The 17,128-nt window shown below is 65.1% G+C and carries 17 protein-coding genes; 7 read left to right on the plus strand and 10 right to left on the minus strand.

The genetic code is table 11. From position 1 onward, the window contains the following. Window positions 1-134 precede the first annotated feature (134 nt). The 7 genes from AC56LH_RS20320 (at window position 135) to AC56LH_RS20350 (ending at window position 6,819) form a co-directional block, all read left to right on the plus strand. A complete protein-coding gene (locus AC56LH_RS20320) occupies window positions 135-1,208 on the plus strand; it encodes a CobW family GTP-binding protein (protein ID WP_499649809.1) in 1,074 nt (357 codons plus the stop codon). 255 nt (window positions 1,209-1,463) lie between these two features. Further along, window positions 1,464-1,913, plus strand: coding sequence for an RNA polymerase-binding protein DksA (dksA, locus tag AC56LH_RS20325; RefSeq protein WP_183554535.1), 450 nt, complete (start codon window positions 1,464-1,466; stop codon window positions 1,911-1,913). A 265-nt stretch (window positions 1,914-2,178) separates the two neighbouring features. Further along, window positions 2,179-3,438, plus strand: a complete 1,260-nt coding sequence (locus AC56LH_RS20330; RefSeq protein WP_499649158.1) for an STAS domain-containing protein — start codon at window positions 2,179-2,181, stop codon at window positions 3,436-3,438. Between the two features lie 389 nt (window positions 3,439-3,827). After that, a complete protein-coding gene (hslV, locus tag AC56LH_RS20335) occupies window positions 3,828-4,364 on the plus strand; it encodes an ATP-dependent protease subunit HslV (protein WP_183554537.1) in 537 nt (178 codons plus the stop codon). A gap of 13 nt (window positions 4,365-4,377) precedes the next feature. After that, the gene (gene hslU, locus AC56LH_RS20340; protein ID WP_499649160.1) at window positions 4,378-5,715 is read left to right on the plus strand and encodes an ATP-dependent protease ATPase subunit HslU; all 1,338 of its coding nucleotides are present in this window, start codon (window positions 4,378-4,380) and stop codon (window positions 5,713-5,715) included. Between the two features lie 20 nt (window positions 5,716-5,735). After that, complete coding sequence (locus AC56LH_RS20345) at window positions 5,736-5,939, plus strand: hypothetical protein (RefSeq protein ID WP_499649162.1); 204 nt, start codon at window positions 5,736-5,738, stop codon at window positions 5,937-5,939. Window positions 5,940-6,087: 148 nt separating this feature from the next. After that, window positions 6,088-6,819 (plus strand): helix-turn-helix domain-containing protein, encoded by a 732-nt coding sequence (locus AC56LH_RS20350; protein ID WP_499649164.1) that lies wholly within the window; start codon window positions 6,088-6,090, stop codon window positions 6,817-6,819. 27 nt (window positions 6,820-6,846) lie between these two features. Here the strand turns inward: AC56LH_RS20350 and AC56LH_RS20355 are convergent, their stop codons facing one another. Genes AC56LH_RS20355 through gspI form a run of 10 tightly spaced genes read right to left on the minus strand, consistent with a single transcriptional unit; the run spans window position 6,847 to window position 17,128 of the window. After that, a complete protein-coding gene (locus tag AC56LH_RS20355) occupies window positions 6,847-7,488 on the minus strand; it encodes a hypothetical protein (protein ID WP_499649166.1) in 642 nt (213 codons plus the stop codon). A 42-nt stretch (window positions 7,489-7,530) separates the two neighbouring features. Next, the gene (gene gspF, locus AC56LH_RS20360; RefSeq protein WP_499649168.1) at window positions 7,531-8,751 is read right to left on the minus strand and encodes a type II secretion system inner membrane protein GspF; all 1,221 of its coding nucleotides are present in this window, start codon (window positions 8,749-8,751) and stop codon (window positions 7,531-7,533) included. Window positions 8,752-8,754: 3 nt separating this feature from the next. Then, window positions 8,755-10,176: a type II secretion system ATPase GspE gene (gspE, locus tag AC56LH_RS20365; protein WP_499500387.1), complete on the minus strand. Its 1,422-nt coding sequence runs from the start codon at window positions 10,174-10,176 to the stop codon at window positions 8,755-8,757. Between the two features lie 4 nt (window positions 10,177-10,180). Next, window positions 10,181-12,592: a type II secretion system secretin GspD gene (gspD, locus tag AC56LH_RS20370; protein WP_499649170.1), complete on the minus strand. Its 2,412-nt coding sequence runs from the start codon at window positions 12,590-12,592 to the stop codon at window positions 10,181-10,183. Further along, window positions 12,592-13,365, minus strand: a complete 774-nt coding sequence (gspN, locus tag AC56LH_RS20375; protein ID WP_499649172.1) for a type II secretion system protein N — start codon at window positions 13,363-13,365, stop codon at window positions 12,592-12,594. The genes gspD and gspN overlap by 1 nt, the downstream gene beginning before the upstream one ends. After that, a complete protein-coding gene (locus AC56LH_RS20380; protein WP_499649174.1) occupies window positions 13,362-13,880 on the minus strand; it encodes a type II secretion system protein M in 519 nt (172 codons plus the stop codon). The genes gspN and AC56LH_RS20380 overlap by 4 nt, the downstream gene beginning before the upstream one ends. Then, window positions 13,877-15,094 carry a type II secretion system protein GspL gene (gene gspL, locus AC56LH_RS20385; protein ID WP_499649176.1) on the minus strand — a complete coding sequence of 406 codons (1,218 nt, stop codon included), beginning with the start codon at window positions 15,092-15,094 and terminating at the stop codon, window positions 13,877-13,879. The genes AC56LH_RS20380 and gspL overlap by 4 nt, the downstream gene beginning before the upstream one ends. Before the next feature lie 17 nt (window positions 15,095-15,111). Continuing rightward, entirely contained in the window at window positions 15,112-16,083 is a 972-nt protein-coding gene (gspK, locus tag AC56LH_RS20390; protein WP_499649177.1) for a type II secretion system minor pseudopilin GspK, read from the minus strand. After that, window positions 16,083-16,745, minus strand: a complete 663-nt coding sequence (locus tag AC56LH_RS20395; protein WP_499649179.1) for a PulJ/GspJ family protein — start codon at window positions 16,743-16,745, stop codon at window positions 16,083-16,085. Before AC56LH_RS20395 ends, gspK begins: the two co-directional genes overlap by 1 nt. After that, the gene (gene gspI / locus AC56LH_RS20400; RefSeq protein WP_183554564.1) at window positions 16,742-17,128 is read right to left on the minus strand and encodes a type II secretion system minor pseudopilin GspI; all 387 of its coding nucleotides are present in this window, start codon (window positions 17,126-17,128) and stop codon (window positions 16,742-16,744) included. The genes AC56LH_RS20395 and gspI overlap by 4 nt, the downstream gene beginning before the upstream one ends.

Below are 17,128 nucleotides of genomic sequence, written 5' to 3' on the forward strand. Positions count from 1 at the left end.
AATCCGGCCAGAAGTTCCTCCATGGTTTGCACACGATCTGCACGCGACACGTCAGATGGTGAGGTTGCAAGAATTGCGGCATAATCCCCCGGTTCTTTCGTCCAACCCTGATGTCAACCATGAGTAGCAAACCAATGGACCTGATCCCCAGCACCATCCTCACCGGCTTTCTCGGCGCGGGCAAGACCACCCTGCTCAACCGCATCCTGCAGGAAGACCACGGCATGCGCATCGCCGTCATCGAGAACGAATTCGGTGAAGAAAACATCGACAACGAAATCCTGGTGCAGGACTCTGGCGAGCAGATCATCGAAATGAACAACGGCTGCATCTGCTGCACCGTGCGTGGCGACCTGATCGAGGCACTCAACAGCCTGGCAAAGAAACGCGCCGCTGGCGAAATCAGTTTCGACCGTGTCGTCATCGAAACGACGGGGCTGGCCAATCCGGGCCCGGTGGCCCAGACCTTCTTCGTCGATGAAGAAGTTGGCGCCCACTACCTGCTCGACGCCGTCGTGACGGTGGTCGATGCCCGCCACGCAATGGAACAATTGACCGCGCACGAAGAAGCCCAGCGCCAGGTGGGCTTTGCCGACAAGATCCTGCTGTCCAAGACCGACCTGGTCGATGCCGCCGCCGTCGATGCGCTCAAGGCGCGCCTGCAGCGCATCAATCCGCGCGCACCGATCGCCACCAGCGACTTCGGCCGCGCCCCGATCGCCGATGTGCTCGACCTGCGCGGCTTCAACCTGAACGACAAGCTGGACATCGATCCCGATTTCCTGCGTGTCGACGGCGAAGACGGGCACGATCACGACCACGACCATGAGCACAAGCATGGCGCCGATTGCGGCCACGACCATGTGCACGATGCGTCGTGCAGCCACGATCATCATCACAGCCACCACAGCGACGACATCGCCGCGTTCGTGTTCAAGAGCGAGCGCGCATTCGACCCGGAACGCCTGGAACAATTCCTCGGCAGCCTGGTGCAGGTCTTCGGCCCGCAAATGCTGCGCTACAAGGGTGTATTGCGGATGGATGGCGTCGATCGCAAGGTTGTGTTCCAGGGCGTGCACCAGATCATGGGAAGCGACGTGGGACCGAAATGGGCGGAGAATGAAACGCCTGCCACCAAGATGGTCTTTATTGGTAAAAATTTACCAAAAGACGTATTTATCCGCGGACTGGAACAGTGTTTGGTATAAACTGCATCAGTTTGACTGGCCTGGCAGGCTTGTTCGGCGCCGTGCGTCGACACTGTGCCAGGCCGGGCCGCACGGACCGCCACGACGCGCTTCAAACAGCCAGTGGTGAACCGCCCTTGCCGCCCATGCGGCGCGGACGGAGATAGGATGGCGTACCGTCGTCATCAAGGCAGCCTGCCCGGCATGCACCCTTTCGTGCGGTGTTACTGATGGGCAAGCTGATAAAATGCAAACCTCTGTCGTATCGAAGGCATCATGACTAAAACAACGAAACCGAATACCGCCCAGTCCGACGAACGCCTCCTGACGGAAGACGAGATTCGCGCGATGAGCGAGGGCGACTACATGAATGCGGCCCAGCTGGCATTCTTCAAGAACCGCCTGCAGGAACTCGAGCGCGAACTGCTCAAGAACGCCGGCGAAACTACGGAACACCTGCGCGAGACCGTGCTGGTTCCCGATCCGGCCGACCGCGCAACCATCGAAGAAGAACATGCGCTCGAACTGCGTACCCGTGACCGCGAGCGCAAGCTGCTCAAGAAAGTCCAGCAATCGATCCAGTCGATCGACGGCGGCGAATACGGCTGGTGCGAAGAAACCGGCGAACCGATCGGCATCCCGCGCCTGATCGCCCGCCCGACCGCCACGCTGTCGCTGGAAGCCCAGCAGCGTCGCGAACTCAAGCAGAAGCTGTACGGCGACTGATTGACGAGCGTGCTGAACAGCGCTTCAGCACCGACCAAAAAGCATGCGACCCGTCGCATGCTTTTTTTGTTTGTGCACGTCATGTCTTGATGTTTGTACGACGGATGACAGGCGCTGTCCTGCGCGCGAGCGCACGCTACAATGGCTTAAACCATACGACTATTTCCTTTCGGATACACTGATGCCCGGCCACGTGTGCGCAGCATACGTGGCAAAAGTCCGTGCTAAGGTCATGATGGACACGTTATAAAAGACAACGGTGAGCATGGGGCTTTTTTCCTTCCTGAAGAAAAAGAACGATGCGGTGGCCGCGTCCGGCTGGCCGCCACCGGAGTCACGCCTGCGCAGCGAACCGTCACGCCTGGCGTCTGATGCCGAGCGCGAGCGCCAGCGTGAAATCGCCCGCGCCACTGCCGCCAAGATCGACGAAATCGAACTCGAATTCGCGTCCGACATGTTCGACGACGAGCCCGCCTGGGACAGTGGCCGCCGCCCTGCAAACGGCGTCACGGTGGCCGCCGCACCCGATCCCGACGACCTCCCCGACCAGGCGGCTGCGCCCGCCAGCGCCCCGGCGGTCGACGAAAGCGCCATCCTGTACGCCAACGGCCAGAGCGCCGCTGCCGAGCAATTGCTGCGCGAATCGCTCGCAACGCTGGGCCGCCACGAACGCCTGGCATGGTGGATGCTGTTCGACCTGTATCAGGCCAACGGCCGCGAAGAAGCGTTCGAGAGCATCGCGATCGATTACGCCAGCCACTTCGAAACCTCGCCGCCCACCTGGAAGCCGCTCGCCCCCGTCTCGGTCGCCAGCCAGCCGGCGCAGGGGCTGACCGCCACCGAAACCTTCGACACGCTGCTCGATGCCACCGTCGCACCCCGCCTGCGGCGCGTGCTCGACGCGCAGGCGCCGAACGTGCGGCTCGATTTCGGCAAGGTGCGCAGCATCGATGCGGACGGCGCCGACTGCCTGCTGCCCGCCCTGCAGACGCTGCGCGCGAGCGACCGCGGCCTGGTGCTGGCCGGCGCCGACACCCTGATCACGACGCTGCGCCCGATGCTCGTCATCGGCAAGCGCGGCGCCAGCCCGGCGCCATGGCTGCTGCTGCTCGAACTGCTGCTGCTGACCAACCGCGAAAAAGATTTCGAAGAAGCGGCGATGGATTACTGCGTCACCTACGAAGTCTCGCCGCCTTCGTTCGAAGCACCCCGGCACGTCTCGACCGCGGCACCGGCCCCGAGCCACGGCGACCGTTTCATGTTGCCAGCCGTGATCAGCAGCCTGGACCCGGCATTACTGGGTGCCATCGAGGCCTACGCCGCAGAACGCAACACGCTCGTGCTCGACTGCTCACGGCTGGCGCGCATCGACTACGCCGGCGCCGGCAGCCTGCTGGCGCGGCTCGATGCGCAGGCCGCAGCCGGCCGCACGGTCGAGCTGCGCGAACTGAGCCACCTGGTGGCTGCCCTACTGCGGCTGCTAGGCGCCGGCGATAGCGTACAGCTCTATCCGCACCGCTACTGACGCGACAGCACGCTAAAAAGCCGGGGTCAGGTCTGACATTCGGACACGAGCTCTACCGAAAAGCCGGGGTCAGGTCTGACATTCGGACACGAGTTCAACAGTTGGATAGGCGAAACCAGCTGACACTGGGCCATACAAATATTGGACAAGACACTGTTGGAAGTGGCTAGGGCTGAGGTCGTGTCTGAATGTCAGACCTGACCCCGGCTGTGACCCCGGCTGTGACCCCAGCTGTTGTGACCCCAGCTGTTGTGGCTAGGGCTGAGGTCGTGTCCGAATGTCAGACCTGACCCCGGCTGTGGAAGCGCAGCCGGATTTCCCGTTCGGATAATCTTGCAATCCTGCGCACGGTCCCCACCTGCTGGTAGCCAGACAATCACGAGGTAAAAATGGAACAATTTCACGGTACAACCATCGTCAGCGTACGCCGCGGCAATCAGGTCGCGCTTGGCGGCGATGGACAGGTCACGCTCGGCAACGTCGTCATGAAGGGATCGGCACGGAAGGTGCGCAAGCTGTATCAGGGCAAGGTCCTATGCGGTTTCGCCGGCGGCACGGCCGACGCCTTCACGCTGCTCGATCGCTTCGAGGGCAAACTTGAAAAGCACCAGGGCAACCTGCTGCGCGCCTCGGTCGAGCTGGCCAAGGACTGGCGCACCGACCGCGTGCTGCGCCGCCTGGAAGCCATGCTGCTCGTGGCCGACCGCGAGTCCACCCTGATCATCACGGGCAATGGCGACGTGCTCGAGCCGGAAGACGGCATCGGTGCGATCGGCTCCGGCGGCATCTATGCGCAGTCGGCCGCCAAGGCCCTGTACGAGAACACCGACATGGCGCCTGCCGAAGTGGTCAAGAAGGCGCTGACCATCGCGGGCGAACTGTGCATCTACACGAACATGTCCCACATCATCGAGACCCTGGACTGATATGAACAGCTTCATGAACATGACCCCACCCGAAATCGTCTCCGAGCTGGACAAGCACGTCGTCGGCCAGGGCAAGGCCAAGAAGGCCGTCGCGATCGCGCTGCGTAACCGCTGGCGCCGCCAGCAGGTCGAGGAACCGCTGCGCTACGAAATCACGCCGAAGAACATCCTGATGATCGGCCCAACGGGCGTCGGCAAGACCGAGATCGCGCGCCGCCTGGCCAAGCTGGCCGATGCGCCATTCATCAAGATCGAGGCGACCAAGTTCACCGAGGTCGGCTATGTCGGGCGCGACGTCGACACCATCATCCGCGACCTGATCGATATCGGCATCAAGCAGACGCGCGCCAGCGAAGCAAAGAAAGTGCGCCAGCGCGCCGAAGACGCGGCCGAAGACCGCATCATCGACATCCTGGTGCCGCCGGCGCGCGACTTCGGTTTCAATACCGCCAATACGCCGGACAGCAAGGAAGGCGACGCCACGCGCCAGACCTTCCGCAAGCGCCTGCGCGAAGGCGCGCTCGACGATCGTGAAATCGAGATCGAGGTGTCCGATGCTGCGCCGCAGATGGACATCATGGCGCCGCCAGGCATGGAAGAAATGACCGAGCAGATCAAGTCGATGTTCGCCGGCGCCAACAATGCCCGCAAGAAGCCGCGCAAGCTCAAGATTCAGGAAGCCATGAAGATCCTGATCGACGAAGAGGCCGGCAAGCTCCTCAACGAAGACGAGCTCAAACAAAAGGCCATCACCAACGTCGAGCAGAACGGCATCGTGTTCCTGGATGAGATCGACAAGATCGCCACGCGTTCCGAGCACGGCGGCGCCGATGTCTCGCGCGCCGGCGTGCAGCGCGACCTGCTGCCACTGGTCGAGGGCACCACGGTCAACACCAAGTACGGGATGATCAAGACCGACCACATTCTGTTCATCGCATCGGGCGCATTCCACCTGGCCAAGCCATCGGACCTGATTCCCGAGCTGCAGGGTCGCTTCCCGATCCGCGTCGAACTCGAATCGCTGTCGATCGAGGACTTCAAGAGCATCCTGACCTCCACCCACGCGAGCCTGACCAAGCAATACCAGGCGCTGCTGGCCACCGAAGGCGTGCAGGTCGAGTTCCTGGACGAAGGCATCCATCGCCTGGCCGAGATCGCGTTCTCGGTCAACGAGCGCACCGAGAACATCGGCGCGCGCCGCCTGTACACGGTGATGGAAAAGCTGCTCGAGGAAATCTCGTTTAGCGCTGGCTCTGAAAAAGATCAGGTGGTGCGCATCGATGCCGCTTTTGTCAACGACCGGCTCGACGCGCTGGCGGTCAACGAAGACCTGTCGCGCTACGTGCTGTAATTTTTTTGCGGGAGGCCGGCATGGCAAACAAGGCACTGGCGACGCGGCAAAAAATGCGGTTGCGGATCGAACCGTCACAGCAGGCGGGCAAGCCGCGTAATCCCATTGCTGCGCTGGCCAAGGCACGCGCCGCCGGCCCCCATGCCAAGCCGCTCTCGAGCGAGCGCACTGCGGCCAAGCAGGCGCTCAAGAAGGTCAAGCTGGTGGCCAGTGACGACGACTGATCTGGCATCAGGCACGCTGTGCTGACACTCTTTGCGGACACCTCGGTGTCCGTTTTTTTGGCCAGCGGTGCATCATTGACTGTACGCGCCTTGTCCACACGGTGATTCGACGTTACAGTCAGCCGTTGTCATCTTCCCTGGATTGTCCATGAGTTCTCCCGATCTGATCCTCGACGCCCTGCGCATGCGCTTGCGCGCCGCCGGCATCACGTATAAAACGCTGTCCGAGCGCATTGGCGTGAGCGAATCAAGCGTCAAGCGCATGTTCGGGCAAAAGGATATGGCGCTGTCGCGCCTGGCGGAGATTTGCCAGGCCACCGGCATTGGCCTGGAAGACCTGCTGCGCGGAGCGATCGAGGCGCGCCCCCAGCTCGATGCGCTGAGCCTGACGCAGGAACGCTCCATCGTTGCCAACCCGCGCCTGCTGTTGATGGCGATCTGTTGCCTGGGTCACTGGAGCATCGAGCAGATCATCGAGACTTACGACCTGACCGAGGCCGAGTGCATCACGCTGCTCGCCGAGCTCGACCGGCTGGGCCTGATTGAACTGAAACCGCTGAACCGCTATCTGCTGCGGGTATCGAATGCATTCCGCTGGCTGCCGGATGGCCCGGTGCAGCATTTCTTCCGCGAGAACGTGGTCAGCGATTACTTCTCGGGCCACTTCGATGGTGCCGGCGAGGCTCTGCTGTGCCTGCCGGCGCGGCTGTCACCGGCCAGTGCGCTCGAACTGTCGCTGAAGATCGATCAATTGGCGGCAGAACTGGCGCGCCTGCACCGCAACGACCGGCGTCTGCCGGCCGACGAGCGCAAGGGGCATACGCTGCTGCTGGGTTTCAGGTCGTGGGAACTGGCGGCGTTTACGGCATTGCGGCGCTGAGCGGCCACGCTGCCCACACGCCAACGCTTACATCACCGGCCGCTCGCCATTCATTGGCTGCGCGTTCTGTGGCATCTGCGGCTGCCCCTGCTGACCCGGATTGTCCTGCTCCGGCGGCGGATCTCTTGGCTGGCCCTGTATCCCTTGCGGATTGCCATTCGGTGGTGCGCTCTGCATCATCGGTGGCGCGCTGACCACGCCCGGCGCCATTTGCGGTTCCATCACCGGCTGCGGTGACATTGCGCGCGGCACCGGCTGGCTGATCGCACTCGACTGGCCGGCATCGGGCGCGAGTTCGACGCGCTTCATGACGCCGCTGTCGGACAACATCACATAGCGCCGATGCACTTCGGCCACCACGACGCCCGGCGCGATCTCGCGGCCGATGCGCACTGCTTTGGGCGGCGACCCGTCGGCCACCAGGATCACGGCGCTGTTGGCGCCGGCCGAGACCACACCAGTCAATTGGAAACTGGAAATCGCGACCGTCGGCTGTCCGCCGAACAGCGTCGCTGCAGCCTCGGGACTCGGCGCGGGCTGTGTCGCCAGCGGCGCTGCCGCCAGCGGGCGTTGCTCGGGCTTGTACAGTTGCAGCACCCAATAGGCGCTGGACGCCGCCAGCACGAGCAGGGCCAGCAGGCTCAAAAGAAGGGGCAAACGCTTGTTCATGGTGTCTTTCGCATCTGGGTCATTGGCATCGCTGCGCGATTCTTATTGCACCAGCTGGTTGATTTCGATGATCGGCATCAGGACGGCCAGCACGATCAGCAGCACGACCAGGCCCATCGCCAGGATCAGCACCGGCTCGAGCAGGCCGGCAATGGTCAGCGTGCGGCGCTCCAGATCGGCCTGCTGCGAATTGGCAGCCCGCTCGAGCATGGCCGGCAGTTCGCCGGTGATTTCGCCGGCGCGGATCATGTGCACGAGCATCGGTGGAAACAGCTTTTGCGCCGACAGCGCGCGCGCCAGGCTCACGCCTTCGCGCACGCTGGCCGTGGCCTGCTCGACCAGTTCGGCCATCGCCACGTTCGACAGCGTCTCGCGGCTGGTATCGAGCGCGCGCAGGATCGGCACGCCCGAGCCGGTGGTGATCGCCAGCGTGCTGGCAAAGCGCGCGGTGTTCAGGCTGCGTTCGAACTTGCCGTAGATGGGCGCGGTCAGCAGCCACGTGTGCCAGCGGCGCTTGAGCACGGGATTGCGCAGCGCGCGCCGCCACAGCCAGAACGCGCCGGCAATCAGGATGCCGACAACGATGCCATACGCGCGCACGAAGTCGGACACGGCCAGCATGACGACGGTAAGAAATGGCAGCTTTTGCTTGGTGTTGGCAAACACCGAGACGATCTGCGGCACCACATAGGTGAGCAGGAAAATCACGATCGCGAACGCGACCACGGTGACGATCGCCGGATACGTGAACGCCAGGCGCACCTTTTGCACGAGGGCATTGCGGCGCTCGATGTAGTCGGCCAGGCGCGAGAGCACGCGCGACAGTTGACCGATCTGCTCGCCCGAGCCGACCAGCGCCCGGTAAATCTCGGCGAAGTCGCGCGGGTGGTGCGTCAGGGCGGTGGAAAAAGCCGAGCCGCCGATGACTTCGGCGCGGATCGACGCGACCAGGTCGCGCACGTACGGGCGCTCAGCCTGTTCGAGCAGGGCGGTAAAGGCTTGCTCGAGCGGCAGGCCGGCTTCCAGCAGACTGGCCAGCTGGCGCGTGAACAGCGCCAGTTCGTTTTGCGACAGGCGCTCGCCGATGCCGCGCGAGCGGGCCACGCCAGCGGCGTCGAGCTGGGCTGCGATGGCTTCGACGCTCAGTGGCGTCAGGCCCTGCGCGCGCAGATCGGCGCGCGCGGCGCGCGGGCTGTCGGCGTTGACCACGCCCTTGCGCGTGGCGCCCGCGTTGTCGACCGCCTCGTAACGAAATGCCGGCATCGGTTAGTCCTTGGTCACGCGCACGATTTCGGCCCGTGTGGTGGTGCCGTCGAGCAGCCAGCGTTCGCCGTCCTCGCGCATGGTCTTCATGCCCACGCCCAGCGCCGCGACGCGGATGTCGGCTTCGGACGCGCGGTTGTGGATCTGGGCGCGGATCTGGTCGGTGGTCTCGAGCAGTTCGTAGACGCCGACGCGGCCGTGGTAACCGGTGTGACCGCAGCGCTCGCAACCGACTGCGTGCCATGTACTGCCGTCGAAGGTCTTGCACTGCGAGCAGAGTTTGCGCACCAGGCGTTGGGCCATCACGCCCAGCAGCGACGAGGACAGCAGGAACGGTTCGATGCCCATGTCGAGCAGACGCGTCACGGCCGAAGCCGCATCGTTGGTGTGCAGCGTGGCCAGCACCAGGTGACCCGTCAGCGATGCCTGAACCGCGATCTGCGCCGTTTCCAGGTCGCGGATCTCGCCGATCATGATGATGTCAGGATCTTGCCGCAGGATGGCGCGCAGCGCTTTTGCGAACGTCATGTCGATGCGGGCATTGACCTGGGTCTGGCCGACGCCGTTCAGGTCGTACTCGATCGGGTCTTCGACCGTCATGATGTTGGCCGTCGCGGCATTCAGGCGCGACAACGCCGCGTACAGCGTCGTGGTCTTCCCCGAACCGGTCGGGCCCGTGACCAGCACGATGCCGTGCGGCTGGTTGATCAGGCGGTCGAACTGCGGCAGCAGGTCGCTCGCCATGCCCAGGTGCGACAGGTCGAGGCGCCCTGCCTCTTTGTCGAGCAGACGCAGCACGGCGCGCTCGCCGTGACCGGTCGGCAGGGTCGAAACGCGCACGTCGACCGGTTTGCCACCCACGCGCAGCGTGATGCGGCCATCCTGCGGCAGGCGTTTTTCGGCGATGTCGAGCTGCGACATGATCTTGATACGCGAGATCAGCGACGCATGGATGGCCTTTTTTGGCCGCACGATATCGCGCAGTGCGCCGTCGATGCGAAAGCGCACGACCGACGTCTGCTCGAACGGCTCGATGTGGATATCGGACGCGCCTTCGCGCAGCGATTGCGTCAGCAGCGCATTGATCATGCGGATCACGGGCGCGTCGTCGGACGATTCGAGCAAGTCTTCGATCGCAGGAACGTCCTGCAGCAACTTGGTCAGATCGAGGTCGGCATCGAACTCGTCGACCACCTGCGAGGCGTCGTTGCCGCCGCCGGCATAGGCGCCGGCGATGACGGTGTCGAGCTCGTCCTTGTCCATCCGGCGCAGCTGGATGCGGCCGAAGCGGCGCGACACCTCGGCGATGGCGGCCGGCGCGGTCGCGCTGGAGACCAGCACTTCGACGCTCTGGCCCGGCTCACCAGTGCCGCGCGCCAGGACGACGTGGTCACGGGCGAACGCGTAGGGCAAGAGATTGGTCATCTGATTACTCCCGGTTCGGTGGCGTCACCGGGCGAAATTGCGAGGCGGGCACGGGGGTGCCAGATGCTGTGCCAGATGCTGCGCCCGGTGCAGTTTCCGCCGCATTGCTCGCCGGGTTCGCCGAGCTTGACCGCGAGGCGCCCGGACGATTGGCCGCGCCATCGTTCGACGCGCCCGGCGCGGCGTTGGCCGGTGGCGGCGCCTGGACCGGCACCGTGGCCATGCTGCCACCTGCCGGCGGCTGACCGCCGACCAGCGGCGGCAACAGCGGCGCGCCCAGGTCGCGCAGCAGCGGCGACGTTTCTGGCCGGCCGGCAGCACCGGCAGCGCGCATGAACTCGTAGCGGTCCATCGCGATCGAGTTCGACGCATCCTTGCTGCGCACCACGACCGGACGCAGGAACACCATCAGGTTGGTCTTGTTGCGCGAGCGTGTGCGGTACTTGAACAGGTTGCCCAGCACCGGGATGTCGCCCAGGCCGCGCACTTTTTCTTCGCCGTCGCCCTCGGTGTCTTCGATCAGGCCGCCCAGCACGATGATCTGGCCGTCGTCGGCCAGGACATTGCTTTCGATGGCGCGCACATTGGTGGTCAGGCCCGACGCCAGGTTGCGGGTAGACGCATCGACGCTCGAATTCTCGTGGTAGATGGCCATCTTGATGGTGCCGCCTTCCGAGATCTGCGGACGCACCTTGAGCAGCAGGCCGACGTCTTGCCGCTCGACGGTCTGGAACGGGTTGCCGCTGTTGTTGCCCGACGTGGTGTACGAGCCGGTAATGATCGGCACGTTCTGGCCGACCTTGATGGTGGCCAGTTCGTTGTCGAGCGTGATCAGGTTTGGCGTCGACAGGATGTTGGCGTTGCCATCGTTTTCCAGTGCGCGGGCCACGGCGCCAAGGCCGAGCTCGCCGCCGATCTGGCGGAACAGGCCGAAGGTCAGGCCCGTCGGGATGTTTGGCGTGGTTGTGGCGCCCGTCCCCTGACTGGCAGCCAGCGCGAGGTTGACGATGCTGTTGCTCGAGCTGCCGCCGGTGTAGTTCTGCACGCCGCCGAAGCGGTATTTGCTGTCGGAGTCGCCCGTGGCGCCGACCCACTGCACGCCGAATTCGGACGCCTTGTTGGACGTGACTTCGACCACCAGCGCTTCGATATACACCTGGGCGCGGCGCACGTCGAGCTGGTCGATGACCGAGCGCAGGTTGCGGTAGACGGCGTCCGGTGCGGTGATGATCAGGCTGTTGGTCGACGCATCGGCCTGGATGAAGCCGGAGCCCTGGCCGCCGCCCGCGCCGCCCGCATTGGCGGTGAGCTGGCTTTGCTGGCCGAAGGTGTTGCCGGTGCCGCCCATGCCGGTGCTGCTCTGCTGGCCTTGCTGGCCGCCCAGGCCGCCGGCACCGCTACCGCCCTGCCCGCTGCCGGTGGCCGACGTGATCGAGCTCCCCGACGTGCCCTGCTGCTGTACCGGAACGGCCGAGGCATCTTGCGAGACGACCGCGCGCAACGTCTGCGCGACGCGGCTGGCATCGGCGTTTTTGAGGTAGACGACGTGGATATTGCCGCGGGTGGAGCTTTCCTGGTCAAGCCGCGCGATCAGACTCTTGGCCAGGTTGGCGCGGGCCTGCGACGGCGCGCGCACGATGACCGCATTGGTGCGCGGATCGGCCAGCACCGTGACACGGCCCGAGTCGCCGCCGGCAGCCGGTTCCATCAGGCGCGTAACGAGTTGCGCGATATCGCTGGCGATGGCGTTGCGGATCGGGATCACGTCCAGCTCGGCCGCCACCGGCGCGTCGAGCGCGGCGATGATGCGTGCCAGGCGGCGCAGGTTGTCGGCGTAATCGGTCACGACCAGGGTGTTGTTGCCCGGGTTGGCCATGATCGAGTTGTTCGGCGAAATCAGCGGCCGCAGCACGGCAGTGAGGTTGGCCGCAGATTCGTACGACAGGTAGAACACCTGCGTGGCGATCTGGTCGCCGGTGGCCTTGCTCGAGCGCACGCCGCCCACTTGGGTGGGTGACGATTGCAGCTTGGCTTCGGCCTCGGGCACCACCTTGGCATACCCATCGCCGCTGGTGACCACCGCGAAGCCCTGCAGGCGCAGAGTCGACGTGAGCAGGCCAAAGGCTTCGCTCTTGCTGAGCGACTTTTCGGACACGAGCGTCAGCGTGCCCTTCACGCGCGGGTCGATGATGAAGGTCATGCCGGTGTAGTGGCCGATCGCCTTGATCACCGATTCGATGTCGGCATTCACGAAGCTGAGCGCTGCGGCGTTCGCAGTCTCTTGCGCGGAGGCCGACAATGGCAGGGCCAGGGTCGTGACGACGGAGGCGGCGCAGCACAGCATGGCGCCGGCGGCAAGACGGCGCAGGGCCGGAAGTTCGAGGTGCGCGAAGGTGGTGTGGTCTGTTTTCTTCATTATCTGAACTCGAGTGCGATTACGTTTTTGCCGTTCACCATCCGGCGCTGTCCCAGCAGATTCAACATGGTTCCCAGAGTGTCTTCATAGCCATCGGCGGCCGCTGCCTGGCCTGAAAAGCGCAGGCGGCCGTTCTGCAATGTTCCTGCGCCCGACAGCAGCAGGGCGCCGCGCACGGTACGCAGCGTCAGATCGGCCTGCGGTCCGCGCCAGTCCATGATCATTTCGTAGCTGCCCAGCGGCTTGATGGGCGACATGCGCGAACCCATGTCGCTCATCGACAGCGTGGTACGACCCTGCAGCGTCACGATGTTTTGCTGGCGCAGCAGGTCCAGCGTATTCCAGGAAAGCCGGATGCGGCCGGTGGGCGCGAGCGTGTTGAGCGGCGCGCCCAGGCCCGCCAGCCCCTCGGCTGGCAGCAGGAGTTCGCCGGCATTGACCTGCCACTGCGACCAGCTGCCCTGCACGCGCACCGGATTGGCCAGCGCCTGCGCATTTTCGAGCGTCATGTTTACGTTGCCCAGCACCACCAGTGGCGACAGGGTCCAGGCAAAACGGCCTGGCAGCAATGGCGTAACCGCACCGCCCTGGCCCGGCGCCCCGCCAATAAAGGCCGAGCCGCGCCAAAGCGTACCCTGCGCATCCCCCAGCGTCAATCGACCGCCGGTCTGGCGTTCGACCAGCGGGCCGAGCCAGGCCGCCGGCAGGGATGCCAGCACCGTTGCCACCACGGCCAGCGCCACCAGCAAGCCCCACGTCAGCGCCCGCCTCATGCAGCCGGCTCGGTGCTTTGACGCAGCGTGAGCGTGGCATCGACCTGGCCAAGGGCATCCTTGGCGCTAAATTGCGCGTCCTGCACCAGCAGGCGGCTGTCGCGGCGTTGCGCGTCGAGCCAGGCCATCAGATTGGCGAACGAGACACCATTGAGTTGCACCTTGGTGTATTCGCCGCTGACCGACAGCGACGCCGGATTCAGGCCGCTGGCCGTCATGCTGGCGGCCAGCGCCTCGCGCGTGACGGGTGCGACCGCCGGCGCCGGCTGCGCTGCGACGGCCCGCGCTTCGGCCGCCAGCGCATCGAGCTGCGCGGCTTGCTGGCGCAGCTCGGGCAGCGCGCGGCGCAATTGTTCGCGGCCGGTCAGCGCCGGCTCGAGCAGCACCAGGTACAGCAGCGTCAGTGCCACCACGCCGCCGCCGACGAGCAGGAACTTGCGTTCTTGCGCGCTGCGCGCGCTCCAGTAGCCGCCCACGCGTTCGCGCAGGCCGCTCAGTTTGCCGATGGCGCTCATGGCTTGGTTCCTGTGCTACGGATCAGCCAGGTGGTCGCATCGGGCGACTCCAGGCTGAGGTTACGTGACGACAGGGACGCGCGGAGTTGGTCGGCCATGCCGGGGTTGGTGGACTCTGGTTTGACGCGCACGGTGAGGGTCCGTTCGCGGTAATCGATTGATGCAATCGCAGGCGGCACGCCCAGTGTGCGTATCGCTTCGCCGAAGGCGGCGGCCATCCAGTTGAACTCGTTGCCTGCGACCTGGCCGCTGCCGGCCTTGGCACGGTCGATGTTCTGGCGCATTTGCGCGACCGGATCGATGGCCGGCTGGTTCGGGTAGACCGAGCGGAACGTTTGGCTCATCTGCAGGCGCACGGCGTCGGCTTCACGTTTCAGGCCCAGCCATTCGACATTCAGGCCGATCAGGTTGATCGCCACGGCCGCCAGCGCCAGGCGGATCGGCCAGCGCCAGCGGCGCCAGTCGCGCTGCGCGACGCCGGCCGTGCCCAGGCCCGGCACCAGGTCGAGCACGGGACCGGTGCTGCCTTTGGCGCCAGCGATCCAGTGCGCCCAGTCGTCGCTTTCCAGCGTGATGCCGGGACCGGCTTCGGCCACCAGCGCATTGTATTCACCCAGCTGTTCACGGTCGACATACAGCACCAGCGGCGCATCGCCCGACAGCGCGCGCGCCGTTTGCAAGGCCATCACCGGGCTGCCGTCGAGCGCCAGGCCCAGGCCGTCATATTGGCTCTGGCGCAGGATCAGTTCACCGTTGCCGACGGCAGCGCTGACACTGCCCGGATGCAGCGGCAGGCACAATTGCTCGGGGATTGCCGCGATCTGGCGCGCACCGAGTGCGAGCAGTGCCCGCACGAGTGGCTCGAGCCAGGCCTGCTGCACCACGGCGACCGGACGGCGGCCATCAGGCTGCACGGGACCGGCCACGAGCACGCAATCGAGCGGGTCGCCCAGGATGTGTTCTTCGACGAGCGCCGGCAGCGCCGCGCGCAGGCGGGCGCCGGCCAGCGGCGGGGCCTGCACGGACAGCAGCGTGACGTCGCTGGCGGCCAGCACCAGCACCACGCGCCGGCTGGCGGCAACGGCGTCGCCCAGATTGCGCAGCACGCCCTCGCCCTGCTGGCCGATAGCGCCGTTGTCGCCGACCAGCGCAAAGCGGCACAGGGCGCCTTCGCCCTGGCTGCGTGCCGGATGCCGGATATAAAGAGTACTCAAACTGTCTCGCTTTCTTCTCAGTTCTGGCGGGTCCAGATTACGTTCACACTACCGGGGTTGATCAGGTTGCTGCCGCCGACTTGCACCAGCGACTCGGCGTCCAGCGCGGCGCGGTCGAGCCGGATCCGGCTCTGCACCAGGAAATACGTGCTTTTGGTGGTAATCCGCGGCTCGATCTCTTGTTGCGCGCCCTTCCATGTCAATTTGAAGTTTGGCACGTCAATCCAGGGCGCCCGCTGACGCTGGGCGATCAGCGAGTTGGCTTCGGACAGCGAGCTTCCTGGCAACACGGCAGCCAGCACTTCGGGTGATGCGGTGTTCACGTTCACGTTCGTATCCGACGACGGCAGCACGATCACGAACGGGCGCAGGCGCTCGATTGCTTCGGGCTTGACACCTGGCACCATCAATAAATCGTCGACCCGCTCCAGCCGCATCGGCGCCCCGGTGCGCCGCGGCCGGACGACCGTGGTCGGGTCGGTACCTTCCGGCACGGCGGCCAGCTGCTGCCCCGCGGCGACGAACTCGGCGATTGGCACGGCCAGCCGCGCTTCAAGCCGCAGATTGGTCAGCAAGCTGCGCATGACATTGACCTGGTCTTTGTCTGGATTGCCGCCCTTGGCCAGATTGTTCAGATTGTAACGCGCCGTGGCGTCCAGAACCTGCCCCGACAGCGACGCATCGAAGTTTTCGCCCTGGATTCGCTCACGCTCGATGTACTGGTCGAGCCGGGTTTCTGCCAGCGGCGTGGCCCAGACCTGGTCGAGTGACGTGTATTGGCCGTAATTGACGCGCAAAATGACGCTGGCCCAGTCGAGCGCGCCGCGCTGGATCCACTTGGTCTGCGACTGCAGACGCTGGTTTTCCATCGAGCGCACCTGCACCTGCTGCTGCCAGAACAGGCTGGCGACAATCGAAATGGCCAGTGTGGTCAGCAGCATGGCGGTCACGACGGCAACGCCCCGCTGGCGCGTGAGTTGTGGATGCATCAGGTGCCTCCCAGCAGGAATGCCTTGACCATCGGCTGGGCCAGGCCCTGCACGGTCAGCGCCACCTGCACGCCGGTCGGATCTTGCGCGTTTTTGGCAGGCGACTCGACAATGATGGGATCTTGCGCCCCGCCGCCCACGGCCGTGGGTGCATTGCGCCAGGCGTTGTTCTGCCAGCCCTGCACCTGCATGCCGACCACACCGACCTGCAGCACGACGGACGGCGAATTCTCGGCCGCTGCATCGGACGTAATCGCCTGCCACAGCTGCTCGATCTGGATCAGGTCGCGCGTGCCGGGCGACTCGCGCCGCACCAATTTTCCTTCGACGACGCGGTAGCTCACCACTTGCAGGCGCGATGGTTCATTCTCGACAAAGACCTTGCGCACGAGGACCAGGCGGTCGGTATCCCACAGCAGCGCGGGCCGGCCGGCCATGATGTCGTTGCCGGCCGCGTGCTCGCAATCGTTTTCCATCTGGGCAAAGGCCAGCTGCATGCCGCGTGTGGTTTCCATGTCGGCGGTGAGCGCCACGCGCGCGCGGACAATGCCGTCCAGGCCGCGCCAGCCCAGCACGGCCACCATGGCGAGGATGGCGATCGCCACCAGGAGCTCGACCAGGGTAAAGCCTGCAGGGCGCCTGCTGCTTGGGATCCGCGTCATACCGGGGATGGCCTCAGAACCAGTTGGATCAGTTTGACAATCCGGCGACCGGGCTTGTCGACGTCAAACACCGAGACTTCGATCCTGCGCAATAGCGGATTCGGGCTGGTCAGGACTTCTTCTTCGCACATCAGGTTCAGGCCGCCTTGCGGGCACGGAAAGCTGCGCTTGCCCACTTCGGGGAACTCGCGCCCCAGGCGGATCTGCACGAGCCGGTTCTCGGCCGACCAGGTCGCCATCATCGACGCGCGCAAGCCCTGGCTGTTGGACGTCAGGCTGCCGACCGCGCGCAGGCCGGCGGCCAGCGCGGTGCCGACGATGACGAGCGCCACCAGCACTTCGAGCAGCGTGAAACCGGCGGCAGGTCGGGAAACGGGGCGCAT

The organism is Telluria sp. LT1R51-2, from assembly GCF_059685775.1.